We start from the raw sequence: 20,313 nt of genomic DNA, 5'->3' as shown, positions 1-20,313 counted from the left end.
TTGCCTGCGATGATCAGCGCGCGGGCGCCGGCTTGCGGTGAAGGTCGAGGTACTGGCGTGGCGTGCAATCGTATTCGCGCCGAAATACCGTGTGCATGTACTGCAGCGAGGTGAATCCGCATCGCACGGCGATGTCGGCCAGCGAGGCGTCGGATTCGGCGATGAGTTGTCGCGCCGTGTCCAGCTTGTATTGCAGGATGGCCTGGTGCACGGTCTGCTTCAGCTCGCGCTTGAAGTGTTCTTCCAGCACGGTGCGCGATACGCCGACATAGTCGGCCACCTGTTCAGTCTTGATGCCAAGACAACCATACTGGCGAATGTAGTGGCAGGCGCGCATCACGTGAGGGCTGCGCAGCGGTTGGTATTTGCTCGATGCCTGCACATTGATGCCCACCGGCGGCACCAGCACTCGTGTATCGGAGCAATCCACGCCGTGCAGCATCTTGTGGAGCAGATGTGCGGCCGTGCGGCCCATTTCCTCCGCGCCCTGGATCACCGACGTGAGCGGAATGCGGGTGAGCAACTGAGCCATGGGATCGTTGTCGATGCCGACGATGGCGACCTGCTCGGGCACGGCGATATCGCCGATCACGCAGGCCTGCAGCAATTGCCGTGCGCGGGCATCCGTGGTGGCGATGATGCCGATGGGTTTGGGTAGATCGGTGAGCCACGCGACCAGTTCCTCCACGGCGCCGCCCCAGCCGCCTGCGCTGGTGGGTTGGCCCTGGTAGACGACGCCTTCCACCGATTCGTCGACCACGATCGCCTGGAAAGCGTGCTCGCGCTCCTGCGCCCAGCGACTGCCCGGGTGAGGCGGGATGCTGTAGAAGGCAAAGCGCGGAAGGCCCTGCTCGATCAGGTGATCGTAGGCGAGACGAACGATCCTGACGTTGTCGGTGGCGATGTATGGCAGGCCCGCCGGATAAGCGGCCAGATCGTGGTACGAACTGCCTACCGCTACCACCGGGATATGCAGGTTGCGTAATGCGTCGGGCGCTTGGGGGTCGTCGAAGTCCGCGATGACGCCATCGCCGCGAAACTGACGGATGTCGCGCATGCGACTGCGGAAGTCCTCTTCCATAAAGAGGTCCCATTCCACGCGCGTACTGTTGAGGTAGCGTCCGATACCGGCAATGACCTGTCGGTCATAGACCTTGTTGGCATTGAACAGCAGAGCGATGCGGTGCGGTGCCATGGCTTTGAAATTAGCAGGATCGGACGACTGAGCCATGACGCGGTGCGGCAGCAAAAAAGCCTTCCTGCGCGTTGGAAATCGCAATTGCACCGGGTGGCCGATGCTGGCCAGCATCGGTGACATTCATTGTGTTGGCTCTCCTGCTCCGTTCCCCGAAGGAATACCGCATGTCGTACTTCTCCTCTGTTGCTCCTGTTCGCTACGAAGGCCCGACCTCGGATCATCCGCTGGCTTTCCGTCACTACGATCCCAATCGCCAGATACTGGGCAAGCGCATGGCCGATCACCTGCGCCTGGCGGTTTGTTACTGGCACAGTTTCGTGTGGCCCGGCTCGGATGTGTTCGGTGCGGGCACGTTCGAGCGACCCTGGCAGCAAGCTGGCGATCCGATGGCGCGTGCTCGCGAGAAAGCCGACGCCGCGTTCGATTTTTTCTCACGCCTTGGTACGCCGTTCTACACGTTTCACGACACTGACATAGCGCCCGAGGGCGACAGCCTTGCCGATTACAAGCACAACTTTGCGGCGATGGTCGACGTGCTCGAGCAAAAACAGGCCGACACCGGTGTGAAGCTTCTCTGGGGCACCGCCAACGTCTTCAGCCATCCGCGCTATGCGGCCGGCGCCGCTACCAATCCGCAACCGGAAGTATTCGCCTACGCAGCCACCCAGGTACGCCACGCGATGGAGGCCACCCATCGCCTGGGCGGTGCCAACTATGTGTTGTGGGGTGGTCGCGAAGGTTACGACACGCTGCTCAATACCGACCTGCGCCGCGAGCGTGCGCAACTCGGACGCTTCTTCCAAATGGTGGTGGAGCACAAGCACAAGCTGGGCTTTAAGGGCACCATTCTCATCGAGCCCAAGCCGCAGGAGCCGACCAAGCACCAGTACGACTACGACACGGCGACGGTGTACGGCTTTCTCAAGGAGTTCGGTCTGGAAGGTGAAGTAAAGACGAACCTCGAAGCCAACCATGCCACGCTTGCGGGGCATTCCTTCCACCACGAAGTGGCCACGTCCATCGCGCTGGACATGTTCGGTTCCATCGACGCCAATCGTGGCGATCCGCAGAACGGCTGGGACACCGATCAGTTCCCCAATAGCGTCGAGGAGATGACCCTGGTCATCTACGAGATTCTCAAGGCCGGCGGCTTCACCACCGGCGGCTTCAATTTCGACACCAAGCTGCGTCGCCAGAGCAGTGCGCCGGAAGATCTTTTCTACGGTCACATCGGCGCCATCGATACGCTGGCGCTGAGCCTTGAGAAGGCGGCGAAGATGATCGAGCGCGATACGCTCGCCGAACTCAAGGCGGAACGTTACGCAGGCTGGGACGGTGAGCTCGGCACAAAAATACTTGAAGGTGGTTTCACGCTGGCTTCGCTTGCCGATGAGGCAATCTCCCGCGATCTGCACCCGAAGCATGTCTCGGGCCGGCAGGAGCAGCTGGAGAACCTCGTCAATCGCTATATCCATGGGTGAGCTGAAGTACGGCAAGGTGAAGCAGGACATGGAAGCTTCGGCACGTTTTTATCTCGGCATCGATCTGGGCACTTCCTCGGTCAAGGCGGTGCTGGTCGATGCCGTCTGTGAGGTGCATGCCAGCGCGTCCAGTCCGCTCGTCGTCTCGCATCCGAAACCCCGCTGGTCGGAACAGGATCCACAAGACTGGTGGATCGCTACGGAGGCGGCGGTGGCCGAAGTGCTCAAGCAGGTCGATCCGCGTCGTGTGGCTGCGATAGGTCTCTCGGGACAGATGCATGGTGCCACGCTGCTCGATGCATCCGATCGCGTACTTCGTCCGGCCATCCTCTGGAACGATGGTCGCGCGGATATCGAATGCACCGAGCTGGAAAAGCTGCCGATGTTTCGGGAGATCACCGGCAACCTTGCCATGCCGGGGTTCACCGCGCCCAAGCTTGCCTGGGTGCGCCGGCACGAGCCGGAGGTGTTTGCCCGCGTAGCGAAGGTGTTGCTGCCCAAGGACTACCTGCGGCTGCGCCTCACCGGCGAAGCCATGACCGACGCCTCCGATGCCGCCGGTACGCTCTGGCTCGATGTCCGCAAGCGCCAATGGAGCGATGCCATGCTTGCCGCTACCGGTCTGGACCGCAGCCACATGCCGGAAGTCTTCGAAGGCAGCCAGCCCGCCGGGCGCCTGCGCAAGGACGTTGCCGAGCGCTGGGGGATGCATGCCGTGCCGGTCGCGGCCGGTGGTGGCGACAACGCTGCCGGCGCCGTGGGTGTGGGCATCGTGCGCCATGGTCAGGCGATGCTCTCGCTGGGAACGTCCGGCGTGTACTTCGCCGTATCGGACGGTTTTCGCGCCTGTCCGGAACGCGCGGTGCACAGCTTCTGCCATGCGTTGCCGGACACATGGCACCTGATGTCGGTGATGCTCAATGCCGCCAGTTGCCTGGACTTTACCGCGCGTCTTACCGGTCAGGCCGACGTGCCGGCGTTGCTGGCCGAAGCGCAGTCGCGCGGCTGGAAGGAAAACGGGCCGTTATTCCTGCCTTACCTCACCGGTGAGCGCACCCCGCACAATAACGCGCATGCACGCGGCTCTTTTACGAATCTGGGACCGGATGCCGATCGCGGCGATCTTGCCAACGCTACGCTCGAAGGCGTTGGTCTGGGGCTGCTCGATGGCCTGCTCGCCGTGGAGGGCACCGGTTTGACCAGCGAAGAGATCACCGTGATCGGCGGAGGCTCACGCAGCGCCTACTGGACCCAGATGTTGGCCGACATTCTAGGCAAGCCGCTGGTGCTGCGCAGTGGAGGTGAAATCGGACCGGCGCTCGGTGCTGCCCGCCTTGCGCGTCTGTCGGTGGAACCCGATGCGTTGCTGGACGACGTCTGTCCCATGCCGGATGTCACCGCGGTACGCGAGCCCGATGCAGCGCGTCATGCTTATTTTCGGCAAACGCGCCACCCTTTGTTCCTACGTTCGTATGAGCAACTGAAACCGCTATATTTCCAAGCCGCCCATTCCCAAGACGTCCCGGGCGGAGATGTCCGCCCTTCCTGATCCGGGCGGGTCCCCACCGCATGGAGGAGAGCATGAAACAAAAGACCCTACACACGTTGCTGGCCGTATCGATCGCCGCCGCAGGTGTCTTTACCGTCCCACAGGCACACGCCAGCAAGGAGAAACCGGTGATCGGCTTCTCCATCGACGACCTTCGGGTCGAGCGCTGGACGCGTGATCGCGACTATTTCAAGGCGGCGGCGGAAGCCAAGGGTGCCACGGTGTCGGTGCAATCGGCCGATGCCAACGAGCAGAAGCAGCTCCAGCAGATCGAGAACCTGATCGCGCGCAAGGTCGATGTCATCGTCATCGTGCCGTTCAATGCAAAGACCCTCACGACGGTGGTTGCCGAAGCGAAGAAGGCCGGCATCAAGGTGATTTCCTATGATCGCCTCATCCTCAATGCCGATGTCGACGCGTACATTTCGTTCGACAACGAGAAGGTGGGCGAGATGCAGGCGCAGGGCGTGGTGAGCGCAACGGGCGGCAAGGGCAACTACTTTCTGCTCGGCGGTGCGCCGACCGACAACAATGCGAAGATTCTGCGCGATGGCCAGATGAAAGTGCTCGACCCGCTGGTGAAGAAAGGCGATATCAAGATCGTCGGCCAGCAGTGGACCGACGAGTGGCTGGCCTCGAAGGCGCAGTCCATCATCGAGAACGCCCTCACCGCCAACAAGGGCAACATCCAGGGCATCGTGGCCTCCAATGACGGTACGGCCGGCGGCGCCGTGGCGGCTCTGCAAGGGCAGAAGCTGGCCGGCAAGGTGGCCGTGTCCGGCCAGGATGCCGATCTTGCCGCCATCAAGCGCATCAAGGCTGGCACGCAGACGATGACCGTGTACAAGCCGATCAAGGCCATCGCCACCGACGCGGCGAATCTTGCGGTGCAGTTCGCCAAGGGCGAAACGCCCCAGTTCACGAGCAAGATGAACAACGGCAAGAAGGACGTGGATACCATCTTGCTCACGCCCACCGTGCTTACCCAGCAGAATGTCGATCTCGTGGTGAAGGACGGGTTCTACACGCCGGCCCAGGTCGGCAACTGACGCGTCATGCGACACCCGGCGGCGCCCCTGGCGGGCGCCGTCTTGAGCAAAGGAAATCGTGGTGAGCGAATACCTGTTCGAGATGCGCGATATCGTCAAGGAGTTTTCCGGCGTGCGCGCGCTCAATGGCATCAATCTGGCAGTGCGTCCGGGCGAATGCGTAGGCCTGTGCGGCGAGAACGGCGCCGGCAAATCCACCTTGATGAAAGTGCTTTCCGGGGTCTATCCCTATGGCACCTGGGACGGTGAGATCGTCTTCGACGGCAAGCCGTTGAAGGCGGCCTCGGTGCGCGACAGCGAAGCGGCCGGCATCGTCATTATTCACCAGGAACTGATGCTGGTGCCGCAGCTATCGGTGGCCGAGAATATTTTCCTCGGCAACGAGAGCACGAAGTTCGGCGGTGTCATGGATTATGACGCCATGTATGCAAAGGCCGATGCCTTGCTGGCCCGCCTGAAGCTCAAGGATGTCAATGTTGCGGCGCCGGTGATGAATTATGGCGGCGGCTACCAGCAGTTGTTCGAGATCGCCAAGGCATTGGCGAAAAACGCGCGCCTGCTGATCCTGGACGAACCCTCCTCGTCGCTGACCTCGTCCGAGACCGACACGCTGCTGTCGATCATCGAGGATCTGAAACGCGACGGCGTCGCCTGCGTCTACATTTCGCATAAGCTCGAAGAAGTGGCGCGCGTGTGCGATACCGTAACCGTCATTCGCGACGGCAAGCACATCGTCACCCGCCCCATGAGCGAGATGACGACGCATTCCATCATCACGGCGATGGTCGGGCGCGATATCGAGAACCTGTTTCCGAAGGTGGAACACGAGATCGGAGAGGTCGTCTTCGAGGCAAAGCACGTCACTTGCTGGGACGTCGCCAACCCGAACCGCAAGCGCGTCGACGATATCTCCTTCGAGGTGCGTCGCGGCGAAATCCTCGGTATCGCCGGCCTCGTCGGTGCAGGGCGTACCGAACTGGTGTCGGCGATCTTCGGTGCCTATCCGGGGCGCTACGAGGCCGAGCTGTTCCTCGAGGGCAAGCCGATCAAGGTGAACAACCCCGAGCAGGCGATCAAGGCCGGCCTCTCGCTGGTGCCCGAAGACCGCAAGCGCCAGGGCATCGTGCCGCTGCTTGGCGTGGGCGACAATATTACGCTCGCTACGCTGTCGCACTACGCGCATGCGGGCACCATCGACCGCCAGGCCGAGCTGCAGACGGTCGATGCCGAGATCAAGCGCCTTCGCGTAAAGACCGCAAGCCCCGAGCTGGCTATCGCCGGCTTGTCCGGAGGCAATCAGCAGAAGGCGGTGTTGGTCAAGATGCTGTTGCCGCAGCCGAAGGTGTTGATACTCGACGAACCCACGCGCGGCGTCGATGTCGGCTCCAAGTACGATATCTACACGCTGATGTTCGAGCTGGTTGCCAAAGGTGTTGCCATCATCATGGTGTCTTCGGAAATGCCCGAGGTGCTCGGTGTGAGTGACCGTGTGCTGGTGGTGGGCGAAGGCAAGCTGCGCGGCAACTTCCGTAACGTCGGCCTTACCCAGGAGCAGGTGCTCGCTGCGGCAATTTCGCATGCGGCCGAAGGCTCTGCGCACGCCGCTTGATCCTTAACTTTCCACGCGTCATCAGGGAAGCACTTTCCAATGCAGTCGCAGAAAATCCAGCAGTTGTTTGTTCGCTATAAGATCCTCGCCTTGCTGATTGCCGTCGCAGTCATCTGGATCTTCTTCCACATCAAGACCGACTCGGCGTTCATTACGCCGAACAACCTGTCCAACCTGTTTCGGCAAATGGCCATCACCGGCATGCTTGCCTGCGGCATGGTGTTCGTCATCATCGCCGGCGAGATCGACCTGTCGATCGGCTCGCAGCTCGGTCTACTGGGCGGCGTGGTCGCGATCCTGACGGTCAACATGGGGTGGGGCACGTGGCCGTCGATCGGCGCGGTGCTGCTGTTGGGCCTGTTCCTCGGTGCGTTCAACGGCTTTATCGTGACAAAGATGCGGGTGCCGTCGTTTATCGTGGGCCTGGGCGGCATGCTGGCCTTCCGGGGCATTGTGCTTTACGTCACCGGCAGCTCCACGATCGCGCCGGCACCGGACGATCTGGTGGCACTCGGCCAGGGCTTTGTGCCGGTAGCGCTTTCGCGCTGGATCGGTGGGGTGATCTTCCTGATTCTTGTTGCGCTCACGGTGCGCCGGCGCATGCGCCGCACCAAGCTCAACTTGCATCAGGCACCGCTATGGATCGATGTCGCACGACTCGTCGCCATCGGCGTGTTCGTTGCGGGCTTTATCCACATGCTGAACGATGCCAACGGCATCCCGATTCCGGTCATGATCCTGCTGGCGCTGCTTGCCGTATTCACCTATGTCTCGACGCAGACCGTGTTCGGCCGGCATGTCTATGCCGTAGGCGGCAACATGGAAGCGACGCGCCTGTCCGGCGTGAACGTCGGCCGCGTAAAGCTGGTGGTCTTCGCGCTGATGGGTCTCATGTGCGCCTTCGCCGGCATCATCACCGTGGCGCGCACCGGCTCGGGTTCGCCCTCGGCGGGGACCGGCGCCGAACTGGATGCGATCTCCGCCTGTTTCATCGGCGGCACCTCGATGCGCGGCGGTTCTGGCACGGTCTATGGCGCCTTGATCGGCGCGCTGGTGATGGCCAGCCTCGACAGCGGCATGCAGCTCATGGATGTCGACAACTCCTGGCAGATGATCGTCAAGGGCGGCATCCTGGTGCTGGCGGTATGGGTGGATGTGTTGTCGGGTTCGAATCGAGGGTAGGGATACGTGGTCGAGGTCGCCTAACGCGGCCTCGATGCCGAACGCAGCGGAATATCCTTGAGCAACCATGCCAGCATAAAGCCGATCGCTGCCACGCACGCAGCGATATAGAACACTCCGTGCAACGATTCATCGAACGCGCTTAGAAATTTCGCATGCAGTTCCGGTGACAGCTTGTTGATCATTTCCGGTCGCAGTACGCGGGGTGGCGCGTTCGGCGGTGCCTTTGGCATGAAGTCGGCGATGCGGTCGTTGAGTCGCAGCGTAAAAAGCGCGCCAAAGGTCGCCACGCCGATCGAGCCGCCGATCGAGCGGAACAAGGTGACGCCGGATGTCGCCACGCCCAGATATTTGAAATCGACACTGTTTTGCGCGGCAAGAATCAGTACCTGCATCACCATGCCCAGGCCCGCGCCAAGAATGCCCGCATAGAGGTAGAGCATCGCGATAGGCGTGTGTTCTTCCAGCGTGCCGAGCAACCCTAAGCCGATCGAGGCGATGGCCATGCCGGCGATGGGGAACATGCGGTAGCGGCCGATCTTGCTGATGACGCGCCCGCTGATGATCGAGGTCACCAGTACGCCGCCCATCAAGGGAATCAACTGCGTGCCCGCACCGGTCGGCGAAGCGCCTTTGACGACTTGCAGATACAGCGGCAGGTAAGTGATCGAGCCAAACAGCGACGCACCTACCAGCAGGCCGATCACGCTGCACAACAGGAACGTGCGTTGCTTGAAAAGATGCAGCGGAATGATCGGTTCCTTGGCTTTGCGTTCCTCCATCACGAAGCCTGCCAGCGAGATCAGGCCAAATATCAGCGTCGCCCACAATTGGCCAGACGTCCACGGAAGAATCGTGCCGCCCTGCGTCGTGAACAGGATGATCGACGTCAACGCGATTGCGAGGAACAGGGCGCCGAAATAGTCGATCTCGTGTTTGACGTGCTTGGTATGCGGGTGAAACACCGCCGCGATCACCAGCAACGCGAGAACGCCCAGCGGCAGGTTGATATAGAAGATCCAGCGCCAGCTCAGATGCTCGACGATAAAGCCGCCAAGCAAGGGGCCGATCACCGTTGCCAGGCCGTAAACGCCGCCAAGCAGGCCCTGGTAACGGCCGCGTTCGGCCGGCGGGATCACGTCGCCGATCGCCGCCATCGTCACTACCAGCAGCCCACCACCGCCCAGGCCCTGCAAGGCGCGCGTGAGGATCAACTGATCCATCGTCTGCGCCAGTCCGCACAACACCGAGCCCAGCAGAAAGATCACGATGGCCGTTTGCAGCACGATTTTCCGGCCGAACAGGTCGCCGAACTTGCCGTATAGCGGCACCACGATGGTGGAGGAGAGCAGGTAGGCCGTGACCACCCACGACAGGGACTCGAACCCGCCCAGCTCGCCAACGATGGTCGGCAGGGCGGTGGAGACGATGGTCTGATCCAGCGCCGCCAGCAGCAGGACCAGCATCAGGGCACCGAACAGCACGTGGATCGGGGGATGCGTCGGCGTGGTGGCCGGGGCTGGCTCCGACGGCAATGCGGCGTCTTGCGGCAACGGTTGGGAGGACATCGCTGGGCTTTAAATTAATTAATGTGTTTATTAATATCTCAAGAGTTGGGCCGCCCGTCAATCTGTCGGGTGCGGCCCTTTAGAATGGGAGGACTTACGGAGCCCCTGTGTCGACCGAAACCAGTAAACCCGTCCGCCGCCCCGGGCGACCCGCCGGACCCGCTGCCAGCAAGGATCAGCGCGAGCGTCTGCTCGATATCGCGCTGGAGCTGTTCGCGCGCCACGGTGTGGCGGACACCACGCTCAGCGCGATCGCGCGCAAGGCCGGCATGACGCCGGCGATGGCGCACTATTACTTCAAGACGCGCGAGCAGTTGTTCGATCTATTGATCGATGAACGCATCATGCCGGCGCGGGCGAACATCGAAGAAGTGTTCCAGGCCCATCCTGGCGACCCGATCAAGGCGTTGAGCCTGATCGCCGAACGGCTGGTCGCCACCAACGCACGTCTGCCATGGTTCGGTGCGTTGTGGATCCGCGAGATGATCAGCGACAACGACATCTTCAAACAGCACATGCGCAAACGCTTTGGTGTCGAGCGCCAGGCGGCGATGTTCGAAAACGTCAGGCGCTGGCAGAAAGAAGGCAAGCTCAATCCGGACATCGAACCGGCGTTGTTGTTCGTGTCGCTGCTTGGCCTGACCACGCTGCCGATGGCGGCCGTGCGTCGTTGGAAGGGCGATCCCCTGTCGGCACATATCGATGCGCAGATCATTGCGCGGCATGCGGTGGCGATGTTGACGCATGGGATCAGCCCGGGGCCAGGGTAACGCTGCGATCCCGACTACAGGCAACCTCGTATAGCTGCGTTTTTTCTTATCGTCATCCCGGCGCAGGCCGAGATCCAGTGGCTTCGGTTGTCAGTTTTCGCCAGCACCCAATGATGAAGCCACTGGGTTCAGGCCTACGCCGGAATGACGAGTAGGGAGCTATTCGAGACACTCTGAAATCGTGGCCATACTGCCACCATATCGCTACGTGCTGTGGAACAACGTAATGCGATGCTCCTCTGGCAGATGCGACGCCTGAAGCCAGGTGGTCTGCGCCAGCACGGCTGTGCAGGGCCCAAGGCTTGCAATTCGTATGGGCCGCCGCGCCGCTTCGTATTCAAGCTTCGCCATCACCTGCTCCAGCAATGCGCCGGTCACCGGTGTGTAGAGATAGAACACCGTGCCGTTGCTTAAGTCGGCCTCGCGCAGATCCTGGCAGGCGAAGCCGGCGCGTTCGAGCCCAAGCGCTGCCGCCGCCTCGGTTGCACTCTGGACATACGCAAGCTCCCGTTCGATACCGATGCTGCGCGCAGGCGTGCATATCGCGGTAAGCAACGAGACATGCCCCAATCCCGCGCCCAGATCGATCAGCAGATCGTCCTTGCGCAGCTGGCACAGCTGGAGCAGATCGAAAATCCGCCGCGCCGGTGTCGGCTGGTAGAACACCATGTCTCTTTCCAGCGAGGCAATTTCACCGCGTGGCTCAGGCAGTTGCAGCACACCACTGATCAAGGCATCGCGGTAGTCGTAGGCCGGCGAGGCATCGTCGGATGATTCAAGCCACAGGCGCATCGCGTCGCGTCCTTCACCCCGAAAAATCGCCTCGCGAATCGATTGGTATAACGCCTGGTTGAGGGCTTCGATGTCCGCTATGGCCTGCCGCACAGCGCTATCGGCGGGGCGGTCGAGGAGCTCTTCTTCCAGGCGGTCCAGCCGCGCGATGCGTTCACGCAGTTCGAGGTGTGGCTCATTTCGCATGGCGGAAGTATGCGCACAAAAAAGGCCGCGAGCGCGGCCTTTTCTGCAGGCAAACCCAAGCGGGCTTACTTCAACTTGGCATCCGCGCGCAGCGCTTCGGCCTTGTCGGTCTTTTCCCAGGAGAACGCGCTGTAGGTCTTGCCGTCCGGACCCTTCACTTCGTAAGGGGTGCGGCCGAAATGACCATAGCTGGCGGTCTGCTGATACATCGGGTGGATCAGGTCGAGCATCTTGATGATGCCGTACGGGCGCAGATCGAAGTGCTTGCGGATCAGCTTCTCGATCTTCTCGTCCGAGATCTTGCCGGTACCGAAGGTGGTGACCGAAATCGAGGTCGGCTCGGCCACGCCGATGGCGTAGGAGACCTGCACTTCGCAACGGTCGGCAATGCCGGCGGCAACGATGTTCTTGGCCACGTAGCGGGCAGCATAAGCGGCCGAACGATCCACCTTGGACGGATCCTTGCCCGAGAACGCGCCACCACCGTGACGAGCCCAGCCACCGTAGGTGTCGACGATGATCTTGCGGCCGGTCAGGCCGCAGTCGCCCACCGGGCCACCGATCACGAACTTGCCGGTCGGATTGATATGGAACTTGGTGCCCTTGTGCAGCAACTTGGCAGGCAGCACGGGCTTGAGGATGTGCTCGCGCACCGCCTCGACCAGGTCTTTCTGCTTGACGTTCGGATCGTGCTGGGTCGACAGCACCACCGCATCGATGGCCACGGCTTCGCCGTTTTCATAGCGCAGGGTGACCTGGCTCTTGGCGTCCGGGCGCAGCCACGGCAGCGGCGAGTTCTTCTTCTTGCGGACCTTGGCCTGCTGCTCGACCAGACGATGCGAGTAGTAGATCGCCGCCGGCATGTAGTCCTTGGTTTCGTTGGTGGCGTAGCCGAACATCAGGCCCTGGTCGCCGGCGCCCTGTTCTTCGGGCTTCTTGCGGTCCACGCCCTGGTTGATGTCCGGGGACTGCTTGCCGATCAGGTTCAGCACGCCGCAGGTCTCGCCGTCGAAACCGACGTCGGACGAGTCGTAGCCGATATCCACGATGACCTTGCGGGTCAGCGCTTCCAGGTCGATCCAGGCGCTGGTGGTGACTTCGCCGGCGACGATGGCGACGCCCGTCTTCACCATGGTTTCGCAAGCCACGCGGGCGCGCGGATCCTGAGCCAGGATCGCGTCGAGAACGGCGTCGGAAATCTGGTCGGCAACTTTGTCCGGATGGCCTTCGGACACCGACTCAGAGGTAAAGAGGTAGTTGCTCATCGGGGCAAATATCCTTCTTTTCGGATAAAGAGATAAAAGGGGCGCACAGGATACACGGACCGGGGCGCGATTTCACTGCCCAGTATGCCCCCGGAAACACTGAAATGGGATGACAGTGGGCGCCCGTTCATGCCTCTGGCCAGGGTCAGGCATGCCGGGCCGGCCGGAGGCGGTTATGCTCCATGGCTTTGGCAGGCAAGGAGTTTCCGATGAAGCAAGCCCGTCTGGCGCGCAGCGCCATGCTCCTGGTGATCGGTTGGCTGCTGGCCGCCGGCTCGGTGCTGGCCCGACAGCCACCGCCGCAGCAATGGGCGCCGGATATCGCCGCTTTTACGGCGCAGGACCAGACCCAGGCGCCGCCCCAGCGCGGTGTGCTGTTTATCGGCAGCTCGTCGATCCACGCCTGGACCAGCCTGGCTGGCGATTTCCCCGGCGTGCCGGTGATCAATCGTGGTTTTGGCGGCTCGGCCATCGCCGATTCCACCTTCTACGTCGATCGCATCGTCACGCCTTATCACCCGCGTGTGATCGTCATGTACGCCGGCGACAACGACATCGCCGAAGGCGCTACCTCTGCCGAGGTAATCCATGATTTCCAGGCATTTGTCGCGCGCGTACGCCACGACCTGCCGGAGACGAAAATCGTCTATATCTCGATCAAGCCCAGCATCGCCCGGGAAAATCTCTGGCCGCAAATGCACGAGGCCAACGAGGGCATCGCGCATTGGATAAAGGGCAAGTCCGGCCTGCGCTTCGTGGATATCGGCCCCGCGATGGTCGATGCACAGAGCCATCCGCGACCGGAATTGCTCCGGGCGGATGGCCTGCACATGACCCCAGCGGGCTACGCGATCTGGGTGAATGCGCTTAAGCCGCTGTTAGCGAGCTATGGCTTTGAGGCGCAGTAGTTCATCGCCCCGAAATCGACACATCCGGACACGCTGATGCGCTCGGCAAACTAGGAAGGACGGCGTTTGCGCCCTGATCGAGAGGTCCGGTCCTGGCTGTCTTGAGACGATTTGCGCGGCACCAGATCGCTATGCTCGCCGCTTATCTTTCGCATGGCCTCTTGCGCGACTTTGGTAACCGCCACCTTGGTCTCTGTCGAGACGACACGCTGTTGCAGCCTGGAAGAAGCGCCTACGTCCAGATTTTTGCGACCAGCGAGTGGCTGTCCTGCATCTCTGAATGTTTCGTTGCGAACCTCGGCATTGATGGCGCGCCGGATGACAGTGGAATTTGACAGGGCCATGTTCGGCAGATGTGCTTCAACGGCGTCGTAGACGCGAGCGCGTCGTTCGCTCACCTGGGCGTTGCCTCCACTCTGTGACAGATTGAGATCCGCCAGCACGGCAGTCGTGTCCTTCAACGGCGTGAAGCGCGAAGGTAGCTCGTTATCCATAGCCGATACAGAGCGCTCGACAGCATGCAGCTTGCCCTGGTTCTTCAGATTGGGCTTCAAATAGTGCTGCAGGGGAACGATGGCGCCAGGCACAGGACCTTGCAGCGAAGAGAACTTATTGGAGGTGAGGAAGTCACCTTCAACGCTATAGGCTCGTACTTGGCCTTGGCCGGCCTTATGCAGAAAATCGTCGGCCGTCTTTCCTTTGGAGGTTAGTACGCGTTGCATCGACTTTTTATGCAATGCGGCGGGATTGACAATGACGGCGGTATTACCCGTGGTCACTGAGGCCATCGTGGCTAGTCCGCCACCGAGCGAATGCCCGGTAAATGCGACGTTCTTGCCCCAGCTTGAGTACACCATTTTTGACAGGCGCTCGGCTAATTCATATTGCTTGGTTTCAAAACCCATGCCTTGGCCGAGATTGACCGCCGCAGCCTTGCGCAGTCCTTCTTCAGGTACGGTGCCGCGAAACGCGACCATATAGGATTCGCCGCGTCCCTGTTCGTTATGGGCGAAGATGCGCGCCCGGAAACCGGATTGACTGTCCGTAAGCGGCGCCCCATCGCCTTGCCTCTTTGCCGCATCCACCACGCCTGGCGGGTATTCGTCACGCTTTAATTCGCGCCAGCCGGCTGGCAGCTCCATGGTGTTGGCATCTGTATAAACGGCGCGACAAAGTATCATCAGATCACGATCGAATTTGGCATTCGGCTCGGTGCCTTCCAGTTCGTTGCTGATAGCCATGATGTTCTCTCCTTTTGAGCGAGCTGTCCTATTCCATGTATGTATCAGGCCGGCGGTGCCGGCGGCATATACGGCGGCACGTACCAGGCCGGTGGTGCCGCGGGTACCCCGGGGGGATCGATTACGCGCGAGGAAAACAATGTCTCCTTGTACCAGCGAATCTTGCCGCCACGCACCGGTTTGCACGAACGTGCGAACACAAGGATCTCGTCGGCACCCAGCTCCATCACTTCCTGCGGAAGGAGCAGGGCGCGGCTCTGTTCGGAGTCGCTGACGCTACGCGAGCCCTGGGAAAACATATCCGGTCGCGACGTTGAGGATGACTTGACGGTATTAGTGCCCAGTTCATTGCTGATCTCGGTAGCGGAGCCGATATCCGCCGGCGTGTAAGAGATACGCACGGCATGGTTCTGAAAGAACGTCTTGGCTGCTTCTTCGCCATAGACTTCGCGGATCTGGCTTGGCGACTGGAAGATCGGCAGAAGTCTCACGCCGTAGCCACGCAGGAAGGCAATCGCATCGACGATCAGCGGAAGCTTGCCCAGCGACTTGAATTCGTCCAGCAGCAACAGGCATTGACGCGACAGTTCCTTGTTGTGCTCAGGCAGTTCGCGCGTGTTGAGATCGACGACCTGCTGGAAGAATAAATTCACCAACGGCGCGAGCCGGCCCAGGTTATCCGGCGTGATGCCGATGTATATGCTCATGTTGCGCTTGCGCAGGGCATTGAGATCGAAGTCGTTGGCAGACGTCGCCGCATCGAGAATCGGGTTGAGAAACAGCTCCAGTCGCGAGGTAAAGGTCTTGCGGATCGATGTACGCGTATCGTCGGCGGTATTGGCGTAGTCCAGCAGGGCGCTTTCGCAAAGCACCGAAAGCGGATTACGCGCCAGGCGCCGGTCGTTGATGATGTCGATCAGGCGGTTTTCGGTATCGGCGAAGGCTTCGCGCGCCACTTGACCCAACGTCAATGGAATGCCTGGCGTCTCCATGATGTAAAGCACGATGCCCAGAAAGAAAGAGCGGCAGCTGGCGCTCCAGATCGGGTCGGCGCCGTCGACGTCGGGGAAGATGATGTTGCCGATCTTCTGGATATCGTCCACGCGCAGTCCTTCCTCATAGCGGATATACCCCAGAGGATTCCAGCGATGCGTGCGCTGTTGCGGCGACGCAGGGTCGAACAGGTACACCTCGTGGCCGTGCTGTTTGCGAAAGCCGGCGGTGAGCGTCCAGTTCTCCTGTTTGATATCCAGCACGATGATCGAGTGATTCCAGTTAAGCAGGTTGGGAATCACCACGCCCACACCCTTGCCCGAGCCGGTCGGCGCGGCAAGCATCACGTGCGGAAACTGCGCGAGCCCGGCGCTGAGAAAGCGGTTGCCGAGGCGTCCGAGAAGGATGCCGTCGCCGTCGTTGGTCAACAGGCCGGCGCGCCGTATCTCGGGCAGATTGGCAAAGCGCGCCTTACCATGTAGAGCTTGTCGAGGCTTTAGCCACAGCAGGGCGATGGGCGAAAGCACCACGGCAGTCGCCGCCAGTGCGCTGATGGCCAGCTTCTTCCGTACAACAGGATCGCCGCCATAGAAGTGGCGATAGCTGAGCCAGCTCATCAGGTCCGGCGCCGGACCCTCGCCGCGAAACGCAAGCCAGTGAAAGGCTACGCCGGCGAGGTAAAGCCAAAGCGGTATCGCACCGAGGACCAGTACGACAGCCAGCGTCGCTTTAAGCCAGGATGGAACGTTTGCGCTCTGGCTCATAGTAGATTCCGGTGACGCAGCGTCGGCCGTTTACCACGCTGAACTGAATGACGATGTCGACAAGCATGAAAAGAAGCTGCTTGATATCTTCGCGGGACAGGTGCGCGCCTCCGGGTGATTCCTTGACCAGCAGCATCAGCTGTTCGATGGCCAGACGCGGACTGGTGGCGTGGACGGAACTGATCGATCCTGGATGTCCGGAGTTGACGTTGCGAATGAAGTAGAAGGCTTCTTCGCTGCGCAATTCGGCAAGCATGATGCGGTCCGGCTTCATGCGCAGGCACGATTCGAGCAACAGTTTCGGCGTGGCATTGCTCACGCCTTGCCCGTCCTTGGAATAAAAAAGCCGCACGTGGTTGGGCTGGTTGCGTATCTCCAGCTCGGGTGTGTCCTCGATCGTGATCAGACGTTCATTGGTGGGAATCAGATCCACCAGCGTCTTCATGATGGTGGTCTTGCCCGAGCCGGTGGCGCCGGAGACGACGATGTTCTGGCGGTGCTGTACCGCCAGTTCGAGAAATGCCCGAATCCGTCCGGCGCGCAGATGCTCGTGCAACTGGGATTCGAGCGCCTCATTGACGTCGTTCCCGAGTACGACGCGTTCGAAGGCACCCCCGCGTTCGTAGTCGGCCAGCGTCAGTCGCAACTGCGAAGGTTTGCGGATGGTCAGGCTGACCGTGCCTTGCGGCACGGCCGGTGGAACGATGGCCTGCACGCGCTCGCCACCGGGCAGGGCCGCCGAAACGACAGGCGCATTCTCCGAGATCGTCTGATGCGTGGACGTGGCGATCAGCTTGGCCAGCATGCGCAGATGGTCATAGCTGAGTTCGGGCATGTCGTGCCGCTGCCAGCCTTCACGCCCTTCCGTCCAGGCCTCCCCGGGGCGATTAACGACCACCTCGGTGATCTCGCCCGCCAGCAGCCGCTGGAGCGGCTGCAAATACGTGGCGATGGCCGAGCCGCCGCTGTAATCGTCGATCGCTACGGCGTTCATGGCACCTCGTGCTTGGGAGCGAGCGTATAGACACTGCCGAAGTAAAGGTCTCTTGCGACGAAGATGCCGACGTGGCCGCCTTGCGCGCGGTCGAGGGTCGGCGGAATGTTGACTGTGCTCTCGACGATAATCGCGGCTGCGTCGTTCGCGGAGCTGGCGCTGTTGCTGAAATTGATGGTGCTATTGCCGTTGGATCGATTTGAATTGGCGGCGTACTGCGCTGCATCGTCCACTACGGATACCAGCATGGCCGCGCCGAATCGCTGCCAGAAGTGATGGTTGATCTTGCCTTCCAGGCCGGAGCGGCCAAGCGCATCGGTGTTGGGCGAATCGAGGTTGATGATGACGCCGTTGGGTGTTTCCGCGCGCGTCCACAGCACGAAGACGCGATCCATGCCCTGCCGCAGCTGTGCGGACTGATACTGCCCGACGATGCGGGTACCTCGTTCGAGCAGCAGCACATGGCCATTGGTCGAGTAAACGTTGCGGCTGAGCGTGCATGTGGTCATGCCAGGCAGCTGGCTGTTGATGGCCGTCACCAGGGAGCAGTCGAGAAAACTGCCCTGTGTCAGGGTGAGGTCGGGATCGGTCAGTTGTCCGGCCGACACCTCCACGGTGCGGGTGGCGCTCAACGCGCTGCTCAAGGACGAGCCGCCACCACCCGAGCTGCTTCCGGCAGCTGTCGCGCCAAGCGTTGCCGCTTGGGTCGTCGGCTTCGTTCTTGCTCCGCCCATGGCCAGCAGCGGCGCGCGTTTGCGGCGTTCGGCAAGGTCCATGGTGGCTTTCTGCGCGGCCGTCAGCCCTGCCGTGGAGGCCGGGGCCGGGTCCTTGGCCGTCGGCGGAGGCGGCGGGGCGTTCTTCGCATTGAATGCATCGCGAGTCAGATCGGGCAGTCCGCGTTCAAGCGTGGCCTCCTTCTGCTTGCCTTCGCCACGGTGGCGCAGTTTGTCGAGCATGGCGCGCGATCCCATCGATGTTGCCAAGATCGCGCAACAGCCAATGGCAAATAACAGCAAGTATTTATTGCCTTTGCGCTTGCTGCCTACCTGCGGGATGCCACGCGCGTCGGAGTCGCTGCCGCGATCGGTGGATTCGGCGTTATCAGCATCACGGAACATGTGCGCCTCCGGAGGTCGGCTCGGCCATGACGCCTTCCACCTTCAAGGTAGGTGCCGGCAACGTGGGCGCAGCCGGTTGAGCAGCGCGTGCAGGCGGCGCTACCTTCGAACGTGCAGCGGGAGTCCGCAGTACGCGTTCGACATCCGGGCTGGCTGTTCCCGTGGGCGTCGCGATGCCGTAAGGGTTGTAGCTGCGATTTTCCAGGCACGCGACCGACTGGCCCTTACGTAGTACCAGCTTGCGCGCGGTCAGTTGAACAACGTAGCGGTCGCCATTCATCGCACCATTGGCGATGCTTTCGCTGCCGTCGGCGTTGATCGTGAAAACCGAGGGAATCTCCTGCGCGCCTGGGAAGCGCAGGTAGGTGAAACGGCCATCGTCATAGGCTTCGATCGGGCGAATCTCGCGTGAGCCACAGGCGTAGTAATTCCAGTTGAGCGGAAGCGCGTTCTTCTGGAACGACGATTCGACCCGGCGCGCATAGGCTTCCGCAGCAAGCCTCTCCATGTCGGCCTTGGACTTGGCTGCCAGGTCTTCCGGATAAAGCACGCGGATCTGGAAATACATCGACCGGTCCTGCAGCGAACGGCTCTGCCGCGCGTCCAACGCGAACTGGTAGACACGCCGGTCGGTGATCACCGTCATGTTTGTCACCGCGTTGTCTTCGCGAGGCTTGACGAACAGGTGGTTGCCGGAGGGCGCGATTTCCCAGGCGAGCGAATCGCCAAGTGCGATGTCCTGCACCGACTCGCCCGGAGCCAGCTCGATATCGGTCGAGTAGCCGTAATGCCCGACGACCTTGATGACGTCATCGCGGTTGTAAGTCACTGTTTTCATGCGCGCGTCGAAACGCCCTTTGTTAGGTGACGCTTCGCCATGTACGAGCGAAGTTGCCACGCACAGCGACATGGCAAGCAGTAATAGACGCCTGGTCACTTGGTTTGTCCCGTGGTTTCCGGATCGAGGCGATAATCGGTGGCCTGGAAGCCGACGGGATTGATCAGCCGCGACTTCGCATCCATCGATGCCTTGGAATATTTGTAGGTAATGGTGGCGATCCAGTGCGTCTCGACCGGCTCGGCGTTGGGCCGGCGTTCGGTGCGGGTAAAGCGCACCTGAGCAACACCTTCGCCGAGGAAGGCGATCGAATTGACGACGATCTCCACCGCGCCTTCCTTGCCGTAGACCTTGCTGGGCGAGCGGGGATTCTTAGGATTGATCGCCTGGTAATAGGCGTCGCCGACCTGGCGTGTGGACATCAGCGATACCGCTTCATAGTCGGAGTACGCCAGAGCATCCGAATACTCCTCGCGATAATTGACATATCGGGAGAGGAAATATTTATCGATGGCCTCGTCGAACTCGACGGTATTTCCGTCAAGGCGGCTGATGATATCGGCGCCACCGCTCGACTTGTCTACGCGTACCACAAAGGGCTCGACCGTTTTCAGTGGCGTGAGGAGCGCAACTGCCAGGCAGGCACTGAGGCCGATGGCAATGCCCAGGCCAGCAAACAACCATGCGCGTCGCTCGCTTTTGCGCGCGCGCGACACTTCGGTAGTCTCCCAGGCGCGCGACGCCTCCAGGAAAGCGGTGATTTCAGGGCTGCTCACGGCTGAGCATCCTTCAAATAATGCTCCGGTGC

17 protein-coding genes are annotated in these 20,313 nt (G+C 61.3%); 7 read left to right on the top strand and 10 right to left on the bottom strand.

Annotated features, from left to right (window positions below; all coding sequences use genetic code 11):
• Positions 1–13: 13 nt before the first annotated feature.
• Positions 14–1,231, bottom strand: a complete 1,218-nt coding sequence (locus tag ACZ6WW_RS08230; RefSeq protein WP_465273774.1) for a XylR family transcriptional regulator — start codon at positions 1,229–1,231, stop codon at positions 14–16.
• Between the two features lie 131 nt (positions 1,232–1,362).
• On the opposite strand from ACZ6WW_RS08230, the gene xylA reads away from it, so the two are divergent.
• The 5 genes from xylA to ACZ6WW_RS08205 all read left to right on the top strand — a co-directional run bounded on the left by xylA (position 1,363) and on the right by ACZ6WW_RS08205 (position 8,068).
• Positions 1,363–2,679, top strand: coding sequence for a xylose isomerase (xylA, locus tag ACZ6WW_RS08225; protein WP_465273773.1), 1,317 nt, complete (start codon positions 1,363–1,365; stop codon positions 2,677–2,679).
• Entirely contained in the window at positions 2,672–4,228 is a 1,557-nt protein-coding gene (gene xylB, locus ACZ6WW_RS08220; protein ID WP_465273772.1) for a xylulokinase, read from the top strand. The genes xylA and xylB overlap by 8 nt, the downstream gene beginning before the upstream one ends.
• A gap of 32 nt (positions 4,229–4,260) precedes the next feature.
• Positions 4,261–5,277, top strand: a complete 1,017-nt coding sequence (gene xylF / locus ACZ6WW_RS08215) for a D-xylose ABC transporter substrate-binding protein (protein ID WP_281850393.1) — start codon at positions 4,261–4,263, stop codon at positions 5,275–5,277.
• Between the two features lie 61 nt (positions 5,278–5,338).
• Positions 5,339–6,886 (top strand): xylose ABC transporter ATP-binding protein, encoded by a 1,548-nt coding sequence (locus tag ACZ6WW_RS08210; RefSeq protein ID WP_465273771.1) that lies wholly within the window; start codon positions 5,339–5,341, stop codon positions 6,884–6,886.
• A gap of 39 nt (positions 6,887–6,925) precedes the next feature.
• Positions 6,926–8,068: a sugar ABC transporter permease gene (locus ACZ6WW_RS08205; protein ID WP_465273770.1), complete on the top strand. Its 1,143-nt coding sequence runs from the start codon at positions 6,926–6,928 to the stop codon at positions 8,066–8,068.
• Positions 8,069–8,088: 20 nt separating this feature from the next.
• Here the strand turns inward: ACZ6WW_RS08205 and ACZ6WW_RS08200 are convergent, their stop codons facing one another.
• Positions 8,089–9,636, bottom strand: a complete 1,548-nt coding sequence (locus ACZ6WW_RS08200; protein WP_465273769.1) for an MDR family MFS transporter — start codon at positions 9,634–9,636, stop codon at positions 8,089–8,091.
• Positions 9,637–9,743: 107 nt separating this feature from the next.
• On the opposite strand from ACZ6WW_RS08200, the gene ACZ6WW_RS08195 reads away from it, so the two are divergent.
• Positions 9,744–10,406 (top strand): TetR/AcrR family transcriptional regulator, encoded by a 663-nt coding sequence (locus ACZ6WW_RS08195; protein WP_465273768.1) that lies wholly within the window; start codon positions 9,744–9,746, stop codon positions 10,404–10,406.
• 204 nt (positions 10,407–10,610) lie between these two features.
• Here the strand turns inward: ACZ6WW_RS08195 and ACZ6WW_RS08190 are convergent, their stop codons facing one another.
• Positions 10,611–11,384: a hypothetical protein gene (locus ACZ6WW_RS08190; protein WP_465273767.1), complete on the bottom strand. Its 774-nt coding sequence runs from the start codon at positions 11,382–11,384 to the stop codon at positions 10,611–10,613.
• Between the two features lie 65 nt (positions 11,385–11,449).
• Positions 11,450–12,649 carry a methionine adenosyltransferase gene (gene metK / locus ACZ6WW_RS08185; protein WP_465273766.1) on the bottom strand — a complete coding sequence of 400 codons (1,200 nt, stop codon included), beginning with the start codon at positions 12,647–12,649 and terminating at the stop codon, positions 11,450–11,452.
• Positions 12,650–12,858: 209 nt separating this feature from the next.
• Between metK and ACZ6WW_RS08180 the strand changes: the two genes are divergently transcribed.
• Complete coding sequence (locus tag ACZ6WW_RS08180) at positions 12,859–13,557, top strand: SGNH/GDSL hydrolase family protein (RefSeq protein ID WP_465273765.1); 699 nt, start codon at positions 12,859–12,861, stop codon at positions 13,555–13,557.
• A gap of 50 nt (positions 13,558–13,607) precedes the next feature.
• Here the strand turns inward: ACZ6WW_RS08180 and ACZ6WW_RS08175 are convergent, their stop codons facing one another.
• The 6 genes from ACZ6WW_RS08175 to ACZ6WW_RS08150 are packed head-to-tail and all read right to left on the bottom strand — an operon-like array spanning position 13,608 to position 20,281.
• Complete coding sequence (locus ACZ6WW_RS08175) at positions 13,608–14,798, bottom strand: YqiA/YcfP family alpha/beta fold hydrolase (protein WP_465273764.1); 1,191 nt, start codon at positions 14,796–14,798, stop codon at positions 13,608–13,610.
• Positions 14,799–14,842: 44 nt separating this feature from the next.
• On the bottom strand, positions 14,843–16,555 hold the full coding sequence (locus ACZ6WW_RS08170; RefSeq protein ID WP_465273763.1) for a type IV secretory system conjugative DNA transfer family protein: 1,713 nt from the start codon (positions 16,553–16,555) through the stop codon (positions 14,843–14,845).
• Positions 16,521–17,549, bottom strand: a complete 1,029-nt coding sequence (gene virB11, locus ACZ6WW_RS08165) for a P-type DNA transfer ATPase VirB11 (protein WP_465273762.1) — start codon at positions 17,547–17,549, stop codon at positions 16,521–16,523. Before virB11 ends, ACZ6WW_RS08170 begins: the two co-directional genes overlap by 35 nt.
• Positions 17,546–18,667: a type IV secretion system protein VirB10 gene (gene virB10 / locus ACZ6WW_RS08160; RefSeq protein ID WP_465273761.1), complete on the bottom strand. Its 1,122-nt coding sequence runs from the start codon at positions 18,665–18,667 to the stop codon at positions 17,546–17,548. Before virB10 ends, virB11 begins: the two co-directional genes overlap by 4 nt.
• Entirely contained in the window at positions 18,657–19,577 is a 921-nt protein-coding gene (virB9, locus tag ACZ6WW_RS08155; protein ID WP_465274047.1) for a P-type conjugative transfer protein VirB9, read from the bottom strand. Before virB9 ends, virB10 begins: the two co-directional genes overlap by 11 nt.
• A gap of 23 nt (positions 19,578–19,600) precedes the next feature.
• Positions 19,601–20,281, bottom strand: a complete 681-nt coding sequence (locus tag ACZ6WW_RS08150; protein WP_465273760.1) for a VirB8 family type IV secretion system protein — start codon at positions 20,279–20,281, stop codon at positions 19,601–19,603.
• Positions 20,282–20,313 lie beyond the last annotated feature (32 nt).

Source organism: Dyella sp. NPDC103356 (genome assembly GCF_055584465.1).
Note: the sequence above shows the minus strand (reverse complement) of the source record. Positions and strands in the feature narration are given on the sequence as shown.

Coding starts and splice junctions, on each gene's coding strand:
- ACZ6WW_RS08230 (WP_465273774.1), bottom strand. CDS start 1,231: ATGGCTCAGTCGTCCGATCCTGCTAATTTCAAAGCCATGGCACCGCAC.
- xylA (WP_465273773.1), top strand. CDS start 1,363: ATGTCGTACTTCTCCTCTGTTGCTCCTGTTCGCTACGAAGGCCCGACC.
- xylB (WP_465273772.1), top strand. CDS start 2,672: ATGGGTGAGCTGAAGTACGGCAAGGTGAAGCAGGACATGGAAGCTTCG.
- xylF (WP_281850393.1), top strand. CDS start 4,261: ATGAAACAAAAGACCCTACACACGTTGCTGGCCGTATCGATCGCCGCC.
- ACZ6WW_RS08205 (WP_465273770.1), top strand. CDS start 6,926: ATGCAGTCGCAGAAAATCCAGCAGTTGTTTGTTCGCTATAAGATCCTC.
- ACZ6WW_RS08200 (WP_465273769.1), bottom strand. CDS start 9,636: ATGTCCTCCCAACCGTTGCCGCAAGACGCCGCATTGCCGTCGGAGCCA.
- ACZ6WW_RS08190 (WP_465273767.1), bottom strand. CDS start 11,384: ATGCGAAATGAGCCACACCTCGAACTGCGTGAACGCATCGCGCGGCTG.
- metK (WP_465273766.1), bottom strand. CDS start 12,649: ATGAGCAACTACCTCTTTACCTCTGAGTCGGTGTCCGAAGGCCATCCG.
- ACZ6WW_RS08180 (WP_465273765.1), top strand. CDS start 12,859: ATGAAGCAAGCCCGTCTGGCGCGCAGCGCCATGCTCCTGGTGATCGGT.
- ACZ6WW_RS08175 (WP_465273764.1), bottom strand. CDS start 14,798: ATGGCTATCAGCAACGAACTGGAAGGCACCGAGCCGAATGCCAAATTC.
- ACZ6WW_RS08170 (WP_465273763.1), bottom strand. CDS start 16,555: ATGAGCCAGAGCGCAAACGTTCCATCCTGGCTTAAAGCGACGCTGGCT.
- virB11 (WP_465273762.1), bottom strand. CDS start 17,549: ATGAACGCCGTAGCGATCGACGATTACAGCGGCGGCTCGGCCATCGCC.
- virB10 (WP_465273761.1), bottom strand. CDS start 18,667: ATGTTCCGTGATGCTGATAACGCCGAATCCACCGATCGCGGCAGCGAC.
- virB9 (WP_465274047.1), bottom strand. CDS start 19,577: ATGTCGCTGTGCGTGGCAACTTCGCTCGTACATGGCGAAGCGTCACCT.